Raw genomic sequence first — 15667 nt, 5'->3', positions numbered from 1 at the left:
TTGAGCTCAAAACGATAAAAATTGGAGAAACGCAGACGTGTTTCGCGGAGCTAACGCTATCAGTCTCGATGCAAAGGGCCGTCTCGCCATGCCGAGCCGGTACCGTGACGAGCTCGATTCGCGCAGTTCCGGCCAGTTGATCGTGACCATTGATGCCGTTGATCCGTGTTTGTGTGTCTATCCGCTCGACGAGTGGGAAATTATTGAAACCAAGTTGCGCGCACTCCCTTCGCTTCGCGAAGAGAACCGGCGCCTGCAACGTTTATTGATTGGTAATGCCGTCGACCTCGAACTCGATGGCAGTGGTCGTTTTCTGGTTCCGCCACGTCTGCGCGAGTACGCCAGGCTGGACAAGCGGGCGATGCTGGTCGGCCAACTGAACAAGTTCCAATTGTGGGACGAGGATGCATGGAACGCGGTATCTGCCGCCGACCTTGCTGCTATTCAACAACCGGGCGCGATGCCTGATGAACTGCGTGATTTGATCCTGTGACTATTGATAGCGGCTTTAACCACATCACCGTACTGCTTGACGAAGCCGTCGAGGCTCTCGCCGTACGTGCTGATGGCTGCTATCTGGACGGCACGTTCGGGCGCGGCGGGCACAGTCGGTTGATCCTCAGCCAGCTCGGGCCGGACGGTCGGCTCATCGGGTTCGACAAGGATCCACAAGCGATTGCCACCGGGCAAACGCTAGCGGCCGAAGACGGCCGCTTTGTCGTTGTGCAGCGCAGCTTTGCCGAGCTCGGTTCAGTGGTTGCCGAGCGCGGTCTGGCCGGCAAGGTCAGCGGCATCCTGCTCGATCTCGGTGTGTCGTCACCGCAGCTTGACGATGCCGAGCGCGGTTTCAGTTTCCTCAATGACGGTCCGCTGGACATGCGCATGGACCCGTCCCGTGGTATCAGCGCTGCCGAATTCGTCAACACCGCGCCGGTGGAAGAAATCGCCCGGGTGTTCAAGGAATACGGCGAAGAACGTTTCTCCGGGCGCATGGCCCGTGCCGTCGCCGAACGTCGTGACATCAGGCCATTCGAGCGCACTGCCGACCTGGCCGAAGTGCTGAAAGTCGCCAACCCGGCGTGGGAAAAGGGCAAGAACCCGGCCACCCGCGCGTTCCAGGGTTTGCGCATTCACGTCAACAACGAACTGGGCGATCTGGAAGCCGGCCTCGATGCCGCTCTGGAAGCACTGGAAGTTGGCGGTCGTCTGGTGGTGATCAGTTTTCACTCGCTGGAAGACCGCATCGTCAAACTGTTCATGCGCAAACTGGTGAAAGGCGAAGCCGACAACCTGCCGCGCAACCTGCCGGTTCGCCACGTCGCGTTCGAACCGAAAATCAAGATCCACGGCAAAGCGCAGACGGCCTCCGACGCCGAACTCAAAGCCAACCCACGTTCCCGTAGCGCCGTCATGCGTGTCGCGGAGAAGTTGCGGTGAGCAAGCTTTTCGCCAAACCACTGCCGGGCGGCAGCTTTCTGATGCTGTTGCTGTTTATCGGCGTACTGTTTTCGGCTATCGCCGTGTCGTACAGCGCGCACTGGAACCGGCAGTTGCTCAATACCCTTTATAACGAACTCAGCGTGCGCGACAAGGCGCAGGCCGAGTGGGGCCGGCTGATTCTCGAGCAAAGCACCTGGACTGCGCACAGCCGCATCGAAGTGCTGGCCACCGAACAACTGAAGATGCACATTCCCGGCGCGGCTGACGTGAAGATGGTGGCGCCATGATGAAGCTCGAAGGCGCACTGTTTCCATGGCGCTTCCGTCTGATGGTGGCGCTGCTCGGCCTGATGGTCGCGGCGATCTGCTGGCGGATCATCGATCTGCAAGTGGTCGACCGTGACTTCCTCAAAGGCCAGGGCGACGCGCGCAGTCTGCGACACATCCCGATTCCAGCGCATCGTGGCCTGATCACCGACCGTAACGGCGAGCCTTTGGCGGTGAGTACGCCGGTGACCACGCTGTGGGCCAACGCCAAGGAAATGCAGACGGCCAAAGAGAAGTGGCCGGCACTCGCCGCTGCGCTGGGCCAGAATCCGAAAGCCCTGAGCGAGCGTCTCGAAGCCCAGGCCAACAAGGAATTCATTTATCTGGTGCGCGGGTTGACCCCCGAGCAGGGCCAGGCTGTGCTCGACCTGAAAGTGCCGGGCGTCTACGGCATTGAAGAATTCCGCCGGTTCTACCCGGCCGGTGAAGTGACCGCGCACATGGTTGGCTTTACCGACATCGACGATCACGGTCGTGAAGGCGTCGAGCTGGCCTATGACGAATGGCTGGCCGGAGTGCCGGGCAAACGACAAGTCATCAAGGATCGCCGTGGCCGGCTGATCAAGGATGTCCAGGTCACCAAAAACGCCAAGGCGGGCAAGCCCTTGGCGTTGTCGATTGACCTGCGCCTGCAATACTTGGCCAACCGCGAGCTGCGCAACGCGATCATCGAAAACGGCGCCAAGGCCGGCAGTCTGGTGATCATGGACGTGAAGACCGGCGAAATCCTGGCCATGGTCAACCAGCCGACCTACAACCCCAACAACCGTCGCAACCTGCAACCGGCGATGATGCGCAACCGCGCGATGATCGACGTGTTCGAGCCGGGTTCGACGATGAAAGCCATCTCGATGAGCGCGGCGATCGAAACCGGCCGCTGGAAACCGAGCGACACCGTCGAGGTGTATCCGGGCTCGCTGCAGATCGGCAAATACACCATCAAAGACGTGTCGAAGACCGAAGGGCCGGTGCTCGATCTGACCGGCATCCTGATCAATTCCAGTAACGTCGGCATGAGTAAGGTCGCCTTCGATATTGGCGGTGAAACCATTTTCCGCCTCGCGCAAAAAGTCGGTCTCGGCCAGGACACTGGCCTGGGCTTCCCGGGCGAACGTGTCGGCAACCTGCCCAACTACCGCGAGTGGCGCAAGGCTGAGACGGCGACCCTGTCTTACGGCTACGGTATTTCCGTGACCGCGATCCAACTGGTTCACGCCTTCTCGGCTCTGGCGAACAATGGGCGACTCGCGCCGCTGACCCTGATCAAAACCGACAAGGCGCCGCAGACCACGCAAGTGTTGCCGGAAGCCGTGGCGAAAACCATGCAAGGCATGCTGCAGCAAGTGATCGAAGCCCCGCGTGGCGTTTTCCGTGCGCAAGTGCCGGCGTACCACGTCGGCGGCAAATCGGGTACTGCGCGCAAGACCTCGGTCGGCACCAAGGGTTACGCGGAAAACTCTTACCGCTCGCTGTTCGCCGGGTTCGGCCCGATGAGCGATCCGCGTTACGCCATCGTTGTGGTGATCGACGAACCGACCAAGGCCGGTTACTTCGGTGGTCTGGTGTCGGCGCCGGTGTTCAGCCGTGTGATGTCCGGCACCCTGCGCCTGATGAACGTGACCCCGGACAACCTGCCGACCACGCAACAGGCCAATGCCACCCCGGTCGTTCCGCTGAAAGCCAATGGAGGGCGCGGCTGATGTCATTAAGTCTGAACAAGATATTCCCCCACGCCGGCCACGATCTGTTGATCCGTGAACTGGCACTGGACAGCCGCAACGTGCGCGCGGGCGACCTGTTTCTCGCCGTGCCCGGTGGCCGATTCGATGGCCGTGCGCACATTGCCGATGCCTTGCAGCGCGGTGCGGCCGCCGTGGCGTATGAAGTCGAAGGCGCCACCGTGCTGCCGATCACCGACGTGCCGCTGATTCCGGTCAAGGGTCTGGCGGCGCAACTATCGGATATCGCCGGGCGTTTTTACGGTGAGCCCAGCCATCACCTGAATCTGATTGGCGTCACCGGCACCAACGGTAAGACCAGCGTGACCCAATTGGTCGCGCAGGCGCTGGATCTTTTGGGTCAGCATTGCGGCATCGTTGGCACCCTCGGTTCCGGCTTCTATGGCGCGCTGGAAAGCGGCCTGCACACCACGCCCAATCCTATCGCCGTGCAAGCGACGCTGGGCGACCTGAAAAAGGCCGGTGCCAAAGCGGTTGCGATGGAAGTGTCGTCCCACGGCCTGGATCAGGGCCGCGTCACGGCGCTGGCGTTTGACGTAGCGGTGATGACCAATCTGTCCCGCGATCATCTGGATTATCACGGCACCATGCAGGCTTACGCCGAGGCCAAGGCCAAGCTGTTCGCCTGGAATGACCTGAAGTGCCGCGTGGTCAACCTCGACGACGATTTCGGCCGGCAACTGGCAGCGGAAAAACGCGAGTCGCGCCTGATCACCTACAGCCTGCTCGACAGCAGCGCCTATCTGTATTGCCGCGAAGCGCAGTTCGACGATCACGGTGTGCGCGCCACGCTGGTCACGCCACAGGGCGAGCATCATCTGCGCAGCACGTTGCTCGGCCGTTTCAACCTGAGCAACATATTGGCAGCCGTTGGCGCCTTGCTCGGACTGGATTACGCCCTCGACGAAATTCTCAAAGTGCTGCCGAAACTCGAGGGTCCGGCCGGTCGCATGCAGCGTCTGGGCGGTGGCACCCAGCCGTTGGTGGTGGTCGATTACGCCCACACCCCGGATGCGCTGGAAAAGGTTCTCACGGCACTGCGCCCGCACGTCAAAGGCCAACTCCTTTGCCTGTTCGGCTGTGGCGGTGACCGTGATCGCGGCAAACGTCCATTGATGGCCGAAGTGGTCGAGCGTCTGGCCGACCAGGTGCTGGTCACCGATGACAACCCGCGCACCGAAGATCCGGCAGTGATTTTCGACGACATCCGCGCCGGTTTCAGCGCCGTGGACAAAGTCACTTTTGTTGCCGGTCGTGGTCAGGCCATTGCGCAATTGATTGCCGGCGCGACCGCTGACGACGTAATTGTCCTGGCCGGCAAAGGTCATGAGGACTATCAGGAAATCAACGGTGTGCGCCATGCGTTTTCCGATCTGGTCGAGGCCGATCATGCCCTGACCGCGTGGGAGGTGGCCCATGCTTAAGGCCCTGACACTCAGTGAACTGCTCAATGCGCTCGACGCCCGTCTGATCGGCGAAGACGCCAGTTTCGACGGCGTCAGCATCGACAGCCGCGCGATCCAGCCCGGCCAATTGTTCGTCGCCCTCACGGGCCCGCGTTTCGACGGTCATGACTATCTGAATGATGTCGCCGGCAAAGGCGCCGTGGCCGCACTGGTCGAGCGTGAAGTCGCCGACAGCACGCTGGCGCAGTTGCTGGTCAAGGACACCCGTCAGGCCCTCGGCCAACTCGGCGCGTTGAACCGTGCGGCGTTCAACCAGCCCGTGGCGGCGGTGACCGGTTCCAGCGGCAAGACCACGGTCAAGGAAATGCTCGCAAGCATCCTGCGCACACGCGGTCCGGTGCTGGCCACTCGCGGTAACTTGAACAACGATCTCGGCGCGCCGCTGACCCTGCTCGAACTGGCCCCGGAACATACGGCGGCCGTAATCGAACTGGGGGCTTCGCGTCTGGGTGAAATCGCCTACACCGTTGGCCTGACCAAGCCGCATGTAGCGATCCTGAACAATGCCGGCACCGCCCACGTCGGTGAGTTCGGCGGGCCGGAAAAAATTGTCGAAGCCAAAGGGGAAATCATCGACGGCCTGGCGGCTGATGGCGTCGCCGTACTCAACCTCGATGACAAGGCCTTTGGTATCTGGAAGACCCGTGCGGGCGCTCGCAAAGTGCTGACCTTTGCCCTGAGCAACACCGAGGCGAATTTCCATGCCAGCGATCTGGCCACTGATGCCCGTGGCTGCCCGGCATTCAATCTGCACACGCCTGAAGGCAGCGAGCGCGTTCAGCTCAACCTGCTCGGCACCCACAACGTCGCCAATGCCATGGCCGCCGCGGCGGCTGCTCACGCCTTGGGCGTGTCGCTGTTCGGCATCGCCACCGGGCTCGGCGCCGTGCAACCGGTCAAGGGTCGCACCGTTGCGCAACTGGCGAAAAACGGCATGCGCGTGATCGATGACACTTACAACGCAAACCCCACCTCGATGTGCGCGGCCGTTGATATACTCGCCGGCTTTTCCGGCCGCACCGTCCTGGTGCTCGGGGATATCGGCGAGTTGGGCGACTGGGCGGAGCAGGGGCACCGCGACGTGGGCGAGTACGCCCGAGGCAAGGTTTCCGCGCTTTACGCGGTCGGGCCGAACATGGTCCACGCCGTAAACGCTTTCGGTGAGCAGGCGCAACACTTCGGCACCCAAGCCGAACTGATCGCTGCCCTCGACGCCGAGCAGGACACAAACACCACCATTTTGATCAAGGGTTCGCGCAGTGCAGCGATGGAAAACATCGTTGCGGCTCTGTGCGGGTCCAGTCTGGAGAAACATTAATGCTGCTGCTGCTAGCGGAGTATCTGCAACAGTTCTACAAAGGCTTCGCGGTCTTCCAGTACCTGACCCTGCGCGGGATTCTCGGTGTACTGACCGCGCTGGTCTTGTCGCTGTGCTATGGCCCGTGGATGATCCGCACCCTGCAGAACCGTCAGATCGGCCAGTCGGTTCGTAACGACGGCCCGCAATCGCACCTGTCCAAATCCGGCACGCCGACCATGGGGGGCGCGCTGATTCTGTCGTCGATCGGCGTCAGCACTTTGCTCTGGGCTGACCTGAGCAACCGCTACGTCTGGGTGGTGCTGCTGGTGACCCTGCTGTTCGGCGCCATCGGCTGGGTCGACGATTACCGCAAAGTCATCGAGAAAAACTCCCGTGGCCTGCCGAGCCGCTGGAAGTATTTCTGGCAGTCGGTGTTCGGCCTCGGCGCGGCGATCTTCCTTTACATGACGGCCGCAACGCCGGTGGAAACCACGCTGATCCTGCCGATGCTCAAGGACTACAGCATTCCCCTGGGCGCGGGTTTCATCGTGCTGACCTACTTTGTGATTGTCGGCTCGAGCAACGCGGTCAACCTGACTGACGGCCTCGACGGTCTGGCGATCATGCCGACGGTGATGGTCGGCGGTGGCCTGGGGATTTTCTGCTACCTGTCGGGTAACGTGAAATTCGCCGAATACCTGTTGATTCCTTATGTACCGGGCGCGGGCGAACTGATCGTGTTCTGCGGCGCGCTGATCGGTGCCGGCCTCGGCTTTCTCTGGTTCAACACTTATCCAGCGCAGGTGTTCATGGGCGACGTCGGTGCACTGGCACTCGGCGCGGCACTGGGCACCATCGCGGTGATCGTGCGTCAGGAAATCGTCCTGTTCATCATGGGCGGCGTGTTCGTGATGGAAACCCTGTCAGTGGTTATTCAGGTTGCTTCCTTCAAGCTGACCGGTCGCCGTGTGTTCCGCATGGCGCCGATCCACCACCACTTTGAACTCAAGGGCTGGCCGGAGCCGCGCGTGATCGTCCGTTTCTGGATCATCACCGTGATTCTCGTCCTGGTCGGCCTTGCCACCCTGAAGCTGAGGTAGAACGAGTGTCTCTGATCGCTTCTGACCACTTCCGCATCGTTGTCGGCCTCGGCAAGAGCGGCATGTCCCTGGTTCGCTTCCTGGCGAACCGGGGCACGTCGTTTGCCGTGGCGGACACGCGGGAAAATCCACCGGAACTGGCCACGCTCAAGCGTGACTATCCGCACGTGGAAGTGCGTTGTGGCGAGCTGGACGTCGAATTCCTCTGCCGTGCCGACGAGCTCTATGTGAGCCCCGGCCTGGCGCTGGCGACCCCGGCCCTGCAAGCGGCCGCCGCGCGTGGCGTGAAACTGTCCGGCGACATCGAGCTGTTCGCGCGTAACGCGCGGGCGCCGATCGTGGCCATCAGCGGCTCCAACGCGAAAAGCACCGTGACTACCCTGGTCGGCGAGATGGCGGCTGCGGCGGGCAAGCGCGTCGCCGTCGGCGGCAACCTCGGCACTCCGGCGCTGGATCTGCTCAGCGATAACGTCGAGCTGTACGTGATGGAGCTGTCGAGTTTTCAACTGGAAACCACCGACCAGCTCAACGCCGAAGTCGCCACCGTGCTGAACATCAGCGAAGACCACATGGATCGCTACAGCGGTCTGCCGGCGTATCACCTGGCCAAGCACCGGATCTTCCGTGGTGCGAAGCAGTTCGTGGTGAATCGTCAGGACGCGCTGACCCGGCCGCTGATGGGCGAAGGTCAGCCATGCTGGACCTTCGGCCTGACCCAGCCGGATTTCAAGGCGTTCGGTATCCGCGAAGAGGACGGCGAGAAGTATCTCGCGTTCGAATTCCAGAACCTGATGCCGGTGCGTGAACTGAAGATCCGTGGCGCGCACAACCAGTCCAATGCGCTTGCAGCGCTGGCGCTCGGTCACGCTGTCGGGCTGCCATTCGATGCCATGCTCTCGGCGTTGCGCACGTTTGCCGGCCTCGAACATCGCTGCCAGTGGGTGCGCGATCTCGACGGCGTGGCCTATTACAACGATTCCAAAGCCACCAACGTTGGCGCTGCTCTGGCCGCCATCGAAGGCCTCGGTGCGGACATCGACGGCAAGGTCATTCTGATCGCCGGCGGTGATGGCAAGGGCGCCGAATTCAACGATCTGCGTGACCCGGTCGCGGCCAACTGCCGCGCCGTGGTGCTGATGGGCCGCGACAGCGACAAGATCGGCGCGGCCATTGGCGATGCCGTGCCGTTGATCCGCGCGACCTCGCTGGTCGACGCCGTCGCGCAGTGCCGCGCCGCCGCGCAAGCGGGTGATGTGGTGCTGCTGTCGCCGGCCTGCGCCAGTTTCGACATGTTCAAGAATTATGAAGACCGTGGTCACCAGTTCGTCCGCGCTGTGGAGGAACTGGCATGAACCTGAGAAACATCATCAAGCCGTACCCGTCGCCGCTGATCACCGGGCGTGGCATCGACCTCGACTTCCCGATGCTCGCCGGTTGCCTGGCGCTGCTCGGTCTGGGCCTGATCATGATTGCTTCGGCGTCCACGGAAGTGGCGGCGGCGCAGTCGGGCAGCCCGTTGTACTACATGATTCGCCACCTCATTTATGTGGTGCTGGGGCTGGGCGCGTGCATCGTCACCATGATGATCCCGATCGCCACCTGGCAACGCCTCGGCTGGATGATGCTGATCGGCGCTTTCGGCCTGCTGGTGATGGTGATCATCCCGGGCATCGGTCGTGAAGTGAACGGTTCGATGCGCTGGATCGGTTTCAGCTTCTTCAACGTGCAGCCGTCGGAAATCGCCAAGGTGTTCGTGGTGATCTACCTCGCCGGTTACCTGGTGCGCCGGCAGAAAGAAGTGCGCGAGAGCTGGATGGGTTTCTTCAAGCCGTTCATCGTCCTGCTGCCAATGGCTGGGCTGTTGCTGATGGAGCCGGACTTCGGCGCCACCGTGGTGATGATGGGCGCGGCGGCGGCGATGCTGTTTCTTGGCGGAGTCGGGCTGTTCCGTTTCTCGCTGATGGTGGTGCTGGCGGTTGGCGCGGTGGTTTTGCTGATTCAGATGCAGCCGTATCGAATGGCGCGTCTGACCAACTTCGCCGACCCGTGGGCCGATCAGTTCGGCGCCGGCTATCAACTGTCGCAAGCCTTGATTGCTTTCGGTCGCGGCGAGTGGCTGGGCGTAGGCCTGGGCAACAGCGTGCAGAAGCAGTTCTACCTGCCGGAAGCGCACACCGACTTCGTATTCTCGGTACTCGCCGAAGAGCTCGGCGCCGTGGGTTCGCTGTGCACCGTCGCACTGTTCGTATTCGTGTGTATTCGCGGCATGTACATCGGCCTGTGGGCAGAGAAGGCCAAGCAGTTCTTCGCCGCTTATGTGGCTTACGGTCTGTCGTTCCTGTGGATTGGTCAGTTCCTGATCAACATCGGTGTGAACGTCGGCCTGCTGCCGACAAAGGGCCTGACCTTGCCGTTCCTCAGTTACGGGGGCAGCTCGCTGGTGATCTGCTGCGCCTGTCTGGGCCTGTTGCTGCGCATCGAGTGGGAGAGTCGAACCCACCTGGGCAGCGAAGAGATGGAATTCCAGGAGAGCGACTTCGCCGAGGAGCCGACTCATGGGCGCTAACGTGTTGATCATGGCCGGCGGTACCGGCGGCCACGTGTTCCCGGCGCTGGCCTGTGCCCGCGAGTTCCAGGCGCGCGGCTACACCGTGCACTGGCTCGGCACGCCACGGGGCATCGAAAACGAACTGGTGCCGGCGGCAGGTCTTGAGCTGCACCGGATCAACGCCAGCGGTCTGCGCGGCAAGGGCAAGCTGTCGCTGCTCAAGGCGCCTTTGATGCTGCTCAAATCGGTGTGGCAGGCGCGGGCGATCATGCGTCGCCTGAAGCCTGTGTGCGTGGTCGGCTTCGGCGGTTATGTGACCGGTCCTGGTGGTCTTGCCGCGAAACTGGCCGGTGTGCCGGTGATCGTTCACGAGCAGAACGCCGTTGCCGGCACCGCCAATCGGTTGCTGGTGCCGTTCGCCGCCCGAGTGTGTGAAGCGTTCCCTGACACCTTTACTCTGTCGGACAGCCGCCGTACCACCGGTAATCCGGTGCGCAGTGAGCTGTTCCTCGAGACATCGCGACCGGCGCTGGCCGGGCGCAAAGCGCGTTTGCTGATCCTTGGCGGCAGCCTGGGCGCAGAACCGTTGAACAAATTGCTGCCTGAAGCCCTGGCCCAAGTCGCTGCCGACCTGCGCCCGGAAGTGTTTCATCAGGCCGGCAAAAATCACGATGAAGTGACTGCCGAGCGATACCGCGCCGTGGGCGTGGACGCGCAGGTGCAGCCGTTCATCAAAGACATGGCCCAGGCATATGGCTGGGCTGACCTGGTGGTGTGCCGCGCCGGCGCGCTGACCATCAGTGAGCTGGCGGCCGCCGGTCTGCCCTCGATGCTGGTGCCTTTGCCCCACGCGATCGACGATCACCAGACCCGCAATGCCGATTATTTGGCCCGCGAAGGCGCTGCCTTCCTGATGCCGCAAAGAACGACTGGTGCCGCGGACCTGGCCGCGCGCCTGACAGAGGTCTTGATGCAACCGCAACGACTCGAAGCAATGGCCCAAGCGGCCCGCCGACTGGCCAAACCCGATGCCACCCGTAGCGTGGTCGATACCTGTCTGGAGGTGGCCCATGGTTGAGAATCAGAAAGCCATGCCCCAACCGGAAATGCGCCGCATCCGCCGTATTCACTTCGTCGGTATCGGCGGCGTGGGCATGTGCGGTATCGCTGAAGTGTTGTTGAACCTGGGCTATCAAGTCTCCGGTTCCGACCTGAAGGCGTCACCGGTCACCGAGCGTCTGGAATCCTTCGGTGCACAGATCTTCATCGGCCACCGTGCCGAGAACGCTGCAGCCGCTGACGTGCTGGTAGTGTCGAGCGCGGTGAACACCTCCAACCCGGAAGTGGCGACTGCCCTTGAGCGCCGTATACCGGTGGTGCCGCGCGCGGAAATGCTCGCCGAGCTGATGCGCTATCGCCACGGCATCGCCGTCGCCGGCACCCACGGCAAAACCACCACCACCAGCCTGATCGCTTCGGTGTTCGCGGCCGGTGGTCTGGACCCGACATTCGTGATTGGTGGTCGTCTGAACGCGGCGGGCACCAATGCCCAGCTCGGCACCAGCCGTTACCTGATCGCCGAAGCCGACGAGAGCGATGCGAGTTTTCTGCATCTGCAGCCGCTGGTGGCCGTGGTCACCAACATTGACGCCGACCACATGGCGACCTACGACGGTGACTTCAACAAACTGAAGAAAACCTTCGTCGAATTCCTGCACAACCTCCCGTTCTACGGGCTGGCGGTGATGTGCCTGGACGATCCGGTGGTGCGTGAAATCCTGCCGCTGGTGAAACGTCCGACGGTGACCTACGGCTTCAGCGAAGACGCCGACGTGCGCGCGATCAACGTGCGCCAGCAAGGCATGCAGACGTTCTTCACCGTGCTGCGCCCGGATCGTGAGCCGCTGGAAGTGTCGGTGAACATGCCCGGCAACCACAACGTGCTCAACTCGCTGGCCACCATCTGCATCGCCACCGACGAAGGCGTCAGCGATGAGGCCATCGTGCAGGGCCTTTCAGGCTTCCAGGGGGTCGGTCGGCGCTTCCAGGTCTACGGCGAACTGCCGGTGGACGGCGGCAACGTGATGCTGGTCGATGACTATGGTCACCACCCGACCGAAGTCGCAGCGGTGATCAAAGCCGTACGCGGCGGCTGGCCGGAGCGCCGTCTGGTGATGGTCTACCAGCCGCACCGCTACAGCCGCACTCGCGATCTGTACGACGATTTCGTCAATGTACTGGCCGACGCCAACGTGCTGCTGCTGATGGAAGTCTATCCGGCCGGCGAAGAGCCGATCCCGGGTGCCGACAGCCGCAAGCTGTGCAACAGCATCCGTCAGCGCGGTCAGCTCGACCCGATCTACATCGAGCGGGGCGTCGATCTGGCGCCGCTGGTGAAGCCGCTGCTGCGCGCCGGCGACATTCTGTTGTGCCAGGGCGCCGGTGATATCGGTGGTCTCGCACCGAAACTGTTGAAAAGTGAGTTGTTCGCCGGCGCCGTGGCGGCGTCGGTCGAGGGGAAGTTGAAATGACTGCTGCCTACGCCAAGCTGTTTTCCACCATCGCGCCGAAAGACTTCGGCCGCGTCGCCGTACTGTTCGGCGGCCTGAGCGCCGAGCGTGAAGTGTCGCTGAAATCCGGTAACGCCGTGCTCGAGGCGCTGCAAAGCGCTGGCGTGGACGCGTTCGGCATCGATGTGGGCGAGGATTTCCTGCAGCGTCTGCTCAGCGAAAAGATTGATCGCGCGTTCATCATTCTCCACGGTCGTGGCGGTGAAGACGGCAGCATGCAGGGCCTGCTCGAGTGCGCAGGCATTCCGTACACCGGCAGCGGCATCCTTGCCTCGGCCCTGGCGATGGACAAACTGCGCACCAAGCAGGTCTGGCACAGCCTCGGCATTCCGACGCCGCGTCACGCCGTGCTGTGCAGCGAAGCCGATTGTATTTCGGCAGCGACGGAACTGGGCTTGCCTTTGATCGTCAAACCGGCGCATGAAGGTTCAAGTATCGGGATGGCCAAAGTGAATTCTGCGTCCGAGTTGATCGACGCATGGAAAGCGGCCAGTACCTACGATTCGCAAGTGTTGGTCGAGCAATGGATTCAAGGTCCGGAGTTCACCATCGCCACCCTGCGTGACCAGGTGTTGCCTCCAATCGCCCTGGGTACACCGCACACGTTTTACGACTACGACGCCAAGTACATCGCCAACGATACCCAGTACCGCATTCCGTGCGGGCTGGACGCGGCCAAGGAACAGGAACTCATGGAACTCACGGCCAAGGCCTGTGAGGCGCTGGGTATTGCCGGTTGGGGCCGCGCGGATGTGATGCAGGACGCCGACGGGCAGTTCTGGTTTCTCGAAGTCAACACCGCACCGGGCATGACCGATCACAGCCTGGTGCCAATGGCGGCGCGTGCCGCCGGCCTGGATTTCCAGCAACTGGTTCTGGCCATTCTGGCGGCCAGCGTTGAAGACGCAGGCCAGACCGAGGCGCGAGGTTAAGACCATGCAAGGCGCTCATCTCAGACATCAGCCACCCGCACCCGGCCGCAAGCCGGTGCCGCGGGGTGCCAGCCGAATGGTGGCGAAAGAGCCGATGTCCGCGCGCCTGCCGAAAGCCAATTTCAGCTTTCTGAAAAGTCTGTTCTGGCCGGTGCTGCTGGTGGCGCTCGGCTTTGGCACCTATGAAGGCGCGCAGCGTTTGCTGCCGTACGCCGACCGGCCGATCAGCAAGATCGCGGTGCAGGGCGACCTCAGCTACATCAGCCAGCAGGCGGTGCAGCAGCGGATCGCGCCGTTCGTTGCGTCGAGTTTCTTCACCATCGACCTCGCCGGTATGCGTACCGAGCTGGAGCAGATGCCGTGGATCGCCCACGCCGAAGTGCGCCGGGTATGGCCGGATCAGGTGGTGATCCGCCTCGAAGAGCAACTGCCCGTGGCCCGTTGGGGCGACGAGTCGCTGCTGAACAACCAGGGCCAGGCGTTCACGCCCAAGGAGCTGGCGAACTACGAACACCTGCCGCAGCTGTTCGGCCCACAACGGGCCCAGCAGCAGGTGATGCAGCAGTATCAGGTGCTGAGCCAGATGCTGCGGCCACTGGGTTTTTCGATTGCACGCCTGGAATTGCGTGAACGCGGCAGCTGGTTCCTGACCACCGGTGCCGGCAGTTCCGGCCCCGGCATCGAGTTGCTGCTGGGACGCGGCAACCTGGTGGAAAAGATGCGCCGCTTCATCGCCATCTATGACAAGACGCTGAAAGAGCAGATTACGAACATTGCGCGCATCGATCTGCGCTACGCCAACGGCCTCGCTGTTGGCTGGCGGGAACCCGTAGCGCCGACGACAGCCCAACCCGCTGTCGCAAAGAATTAAGAAGAGGCAGGACCCATGGCAAACGTGCAAAGCGGCAAAATGATCGTCGGTCTGGATATCGGCACCTCCAAAGTGGTGGCGCTGGTAGGCGAGGTCGCGGACGACGGCCAGCTGGAAATCGTCGGGATCGGCACGCATCCGTCCCGCGGCCTGAAGAAGGGCGTGGTGGTCAACATCGAATCCACCGTGCAGTCGATCCAGCGCGCGATCGAAGAAGCCCAGCTGATGGCCGGCTGCCGCATTCACTCGGCGTTTGTCGGCGTGGCCGGCAATCACATCCGCAGCCTGAACTCCCACGGCATCGTCGCGATCCGTGATCGCGAAGTCAGCTCGGCTGACCTTGAGCGTGTGCTCGACGCAGCTCAGGCGGTGGCGATTCCGGCTGACCAGCGCGTGCTGCACACCCTGCCGCAGGATTACGTGATCGATAACCAGGAAGGCGTGCGCGAACCATTGGGCATGTCCGGCGTGCGTCTGGAAGCCAAGGTTCACGTAGTCACCTGCGCCGTTAACGCCGCACAGAACATTGAAAAATGCGTGCGTCGCTGCGGTCTGGAAATCGACGACATCATTCTTGAGCAACTGGCCTCGGCCTATTCGGTACTGACCGACGACGAGAAAGAACTGGGCGTTTGCCTGGTCGACATCGGCGGCGGCACCACCGACATCGCGATCTTCACCGAAGGCGCAATCCGCCACACCGCAGTGATCCCGATTGCCGGTGATCAAGTGACCAACGACATCGCCATGGCGCTGCGCACCCCGACCCAGTACGCCGAAGAGATCAAGATCCGTTACGCCTGCGCCCTGGCCAAACTGGCCGGTGCCGGCGAAACCATCAAGGTGCCAAGCGTCGGCGACCGTCCGCCGCGCGAACTGTCGCGTCAGGCCCTGGCCGAAGTGGTCGAGCCGCGTTACGACGAACTGTTCACCCTGATCCAGGCCGAACTGCGTCGCAGCGGTTACGAAGACCTGATCCCGGCCGGCATCGTCCTCACCGGCGGTACGTCGAAGATGGAAGGCGCGACCGAACTGGCCGAGGAAATTTTCCACATGCCGGTCCGCCTCGGTGTGCCGCATGGCGTGAAAGGCCTGGATGACGTGGTGCGCAACCCGATTTATTCCACTGGCGTCGGTTTGTTGATGTACGGCCTGCAGAAGCAGTCCGACGGAGTTTCGTTCTCCGGCATCGGCAGCCGCGACAGCTACAGCAGCGACGAGCCTCAGGCGCCGCTGCTGGACCGACTGAAAAAGTGGGTTCAGGGCAATTTTTAAAAGCAGCTTGAAGCGACAAGCTTCAAGCGGCAAGCAACTGCAGTAGATACACCGCTACAAACAGCAGTAGGCGAAAAAACTAGAGAATGTAAGGAGAGGG

The 15667-nt window shown here is 62.3% G+C and carries 14 protein-coding genes; all 14 read left to right on the top strand.

Annotated elements, in window-relative coordinates:
* Window positions 1-37 precede the first annotated feature (37 nt).
* The 14 genes from mraZ to ftsA are packed head-to-tail and all read left to right on the top strand — an operon-like array spanning window position 38 to window position 15567.
* Entirely contained in the window at window positions 38-493 is a 456-nt protein-coding gene (mraZ, locus tag VNV36_RS10515; RefSeq protein WP_090286131.1) for a division/cell wall cluster transcriptional repressor MraZ, read from the top strand.
* Window positions 490-1437: a 16S rRNA (cytosine(1402)-N(4))-methyltransferase RsmH gene (gene rsmH, locus VNV36_RS10510; RefSeq protein ID WP_414705503.1), complete on the top strand. Its 948-nt coding sequence runs from the start codon at window positions 490-492 to the stop codon at window positions 1435-1437. Before mraZ ends, rsmH begins: the two co-directional genes overlap by 4 nt.
* Window positions 1434-1727 carry a cell division protein FtsL gene (ftsL, locus tag VNV36_RS10505; RefSeq protein ID WP_016773269.1) on the top strand — a complete coding sequence of 98 codons (294 nt, stop codon included), beginning with the start codon at window positions 1434-1436 and terminating at the stop codon, window positions 1725-1727. Before rsmH ends, ftsL begins: the two co-directional genes overlap by 4 nt.
* On the top strand, window positions 1727-3466 hold the full coding sequence (locus tag VNV36_RS10500) for a peptidoglycan D,D-transpeptidase FtsI family protein (protein WP_325717714.1): 1740 nt from the start codon (window positions 1727-1729) through the stop codon (window positions 3464-3466). Before ftsL ends, VNV36_RS10500 begins: the two co-directional genes overlap by 1 nt.
* Window positions 3466-4929, top strand: a complete 1464-nt coding sequence (locus tag VNV36_RS10495; protein WP_325717695.1) for a UDP-N-acetylmuramoyl-L-alanyl-D-glutamate--2,6-diaminopimelate ligase — start codon at window positions 3466-3468, stop codon at window positions 4927-4929. The genes VNV36_RS10500 and VNV36_RS10495 overlap by 1 nt, the downstream gene beginning before the upstream one ends.
* The gene (locus VNV36_RS10490) at window positions 4922-6289 is read left to right on the top strand and encodes a UDP-N-acetylmuramoyl-tripeptide--D-alanyl-D-alanine ligase (RefSeq protein WP_325717694.1); all 1368 of its coding nucleotides are present in this window, start codon (window positions 4922-4924) and stop codon (window positions 6287-6289) included. Before VNV36_RS10495 ends, VNV36_RS10490 begins: the two co-directional genes overlap by 8 nt.
* On the top strand, window positions 6289-7371 hold the full coding sequence (gene mraY / locus VNV36_RS10485) for a phospho-N-acetylmuramoyl-pentapeptide-transferase (RefSeq protein WP_016773275.1): 1083 nt from the start codon (window positions 6289-6291) through the stop codon (window positions 7369-7371). Before VNV36_RS10490 ends, mraY begins: the two co-directional genes overlap by 1 nt.
* 5 nt (window positions 7372-7376) lie before the next feature.
* The gene (murD, locus tag VNV36_RS10480; protein WP_325717693.1) at window positions 7377-8723 is read left to right on the top strand and encodes a UDP-N-acetylmuramoyl-L-alanine--D-glutamate ligase; all 1347 of its coding nucleotides are present in this window, start codon (window positions 7377-7379) and stop codon (window positions 8721-8723) included.
* Complete coding sequence (ftsW, locus tag VNV36_RS10475; RefSeq protein WP_016773276.1) at window positions 8720-9937, top strand: putative lipid II flippase FtsW; 1218 nt, start codon at window positions 8720-8722, stop codon at window positions 9935-9937. Before murD ends, ftsW begins: the two co-directional genes overlap by 4 nt.
* A complete protein-coding gene (gene murG, locus VNV36_RS10470) occupies window positions 9927-10997 on the top strand; it encodes an undecaprenyldiphospho-muramoylpentapeptide beta-N-acetylglucosaminyltransferase (RefSeq protein ID WP_325717692.1) in 1071 nt (356 codons plus the stop codon). Before ftsW ends, murG begins: the two co-directional genes overlap by 11 nt.
* Window positions 10990-12450 (top strand): UDP-N-acetylmuramate--L-alanine ligase, encoded by a 1461-nt coding sequence (gene murC, locus VNV36_RS10465; RefSeq protein WP_090286114.1) that lies wholly within the window; start codon window positions 10990-10992, stop codon window positions 12448-12450. The genes murG and murC overlap by 8 nt, the downstream gene beginning before the upstream one ends.
* Entirely contained in the window at window positions 12447-13421 is a 975-nt protein-coding gene (locus tag VNV36_RS10460; RefSeq protein ID WP_325717691.1) for a D-alanine--D-alanine ligase, read from the top strand. The genes murC and VNV36_RS10460 overlap by 4 nt, the downstream gene beginning before the upstream one ends.
* Window positions 13422-13425: 4 nt before the next feature.
* Window positions 13426-14292, top strand: coding sequence for a cell division protein FtsQ/DivIB (locus VNV36_RS10455; protein WP_039761388.1), 867 nt, complete (start codon window positions 13426-13428; stop codon window positions 14290-14292).
* A 15-nt stretch (window positions 14293-14307) separates the two neighbouring features.
* Complete coding sequence (gene ftsA, locus VNV36_RS10450; protein WP_325717690.1) at window positions 14308-15567, top strand: cell division protein FtsA; 1260 nt, start codon at window positions 14308-14310, stop codon at window positions 15565-15567.
* Window positions 15568-15667: the final 100 nt, after the last annotated feature.

Origin of the sequence: Pseudomonas sp., from assembly GCF_035554175.1 — a bacterium.
Taxonomy (GTDB): Bacteria; Pseudomonadota; Gammaproteobacteria; order Pseudomonadales; family Pseudomonadaceae; genus Aquipseudomonas.
This window is presented reverse-complemented; position numbering and strand designations above follow the sequence as displayed.

What these genes read in the sequence shown, in the direction of transcription:
- VNV36_RS10500 (WP_325717714.1), top strand. Translation starts at nt 1,727, where the DNA reads ATGAAGCTCGAAGGCGCACTGTTTCCATGGCGCTTCCGTCTGATGGTG.
- VNV36_RS10495 (WP_325717695.1), top strand. Translation starts at nt 3,466, where the DNA reads ATGTCATTAAGTCTGAACAAGATATTCCCCCACGCCGGCCACGATCTG.
- VNV36_RS10490 (WP_325717694.1), top strand. Translation starts at nt 4,922, where the DNA reads ATGCTTAAGGCCCTGACACTCAGTGAACTGCTCAATGCGCTCGACGCC.
- mraY (WP_016773275.1), top strand. Translation starts at nt 6,289, where the DNA reads ATGCTGCTGCTGCTAGCGGAGTATCTGCAACAGTTCTACAAAGGCTTC.
- ftsW (WP_016773276.1), top strand. Translation starts at nt 8,720, where the DNA reads ATGAACCTGAGAAACATCATCAAGCCGTACCCGTCGCCGCTGATCACC.
- murG (WP_325717692.1), top strand. Translation starts at nt 9,927, where the DNA reads ATGGGCGCTAACGTGTTGATCATGGCCGGCGGTACCGGCGGCCACGTG.
- murC (WP_090286114.1), top strand. Translation starts at nt 10,990, where the DNA reads ATGGTTGAGAATCAGAAAGCCATGCCCCAACCGGAAATGCGCCGCATC.
- VNV36_RS10460 (WP_325717691.1), top strand. Translation starts at nt 12,447, where the DNA reads ATGACTGCTGCCTACGCCAAGCTGTTTTCCACCATCGCGCCGAAAGAC.
- VNV36_RS10455 (WP_039761388.1), top strand. Translation starts at nt 13,426, where the DNA reads ATGCAAGGCGCTCATCTCAGACATCAGCCACCCGCACCCGGCCGCAAG.
- ftsA (WP_325717690.1), top strand. Translation starts at nt 14,308, where the DNA reads ATGGCAAACGTGCAAAGCGGCAAAATGATCGTCGGTCTGGATATCGGC.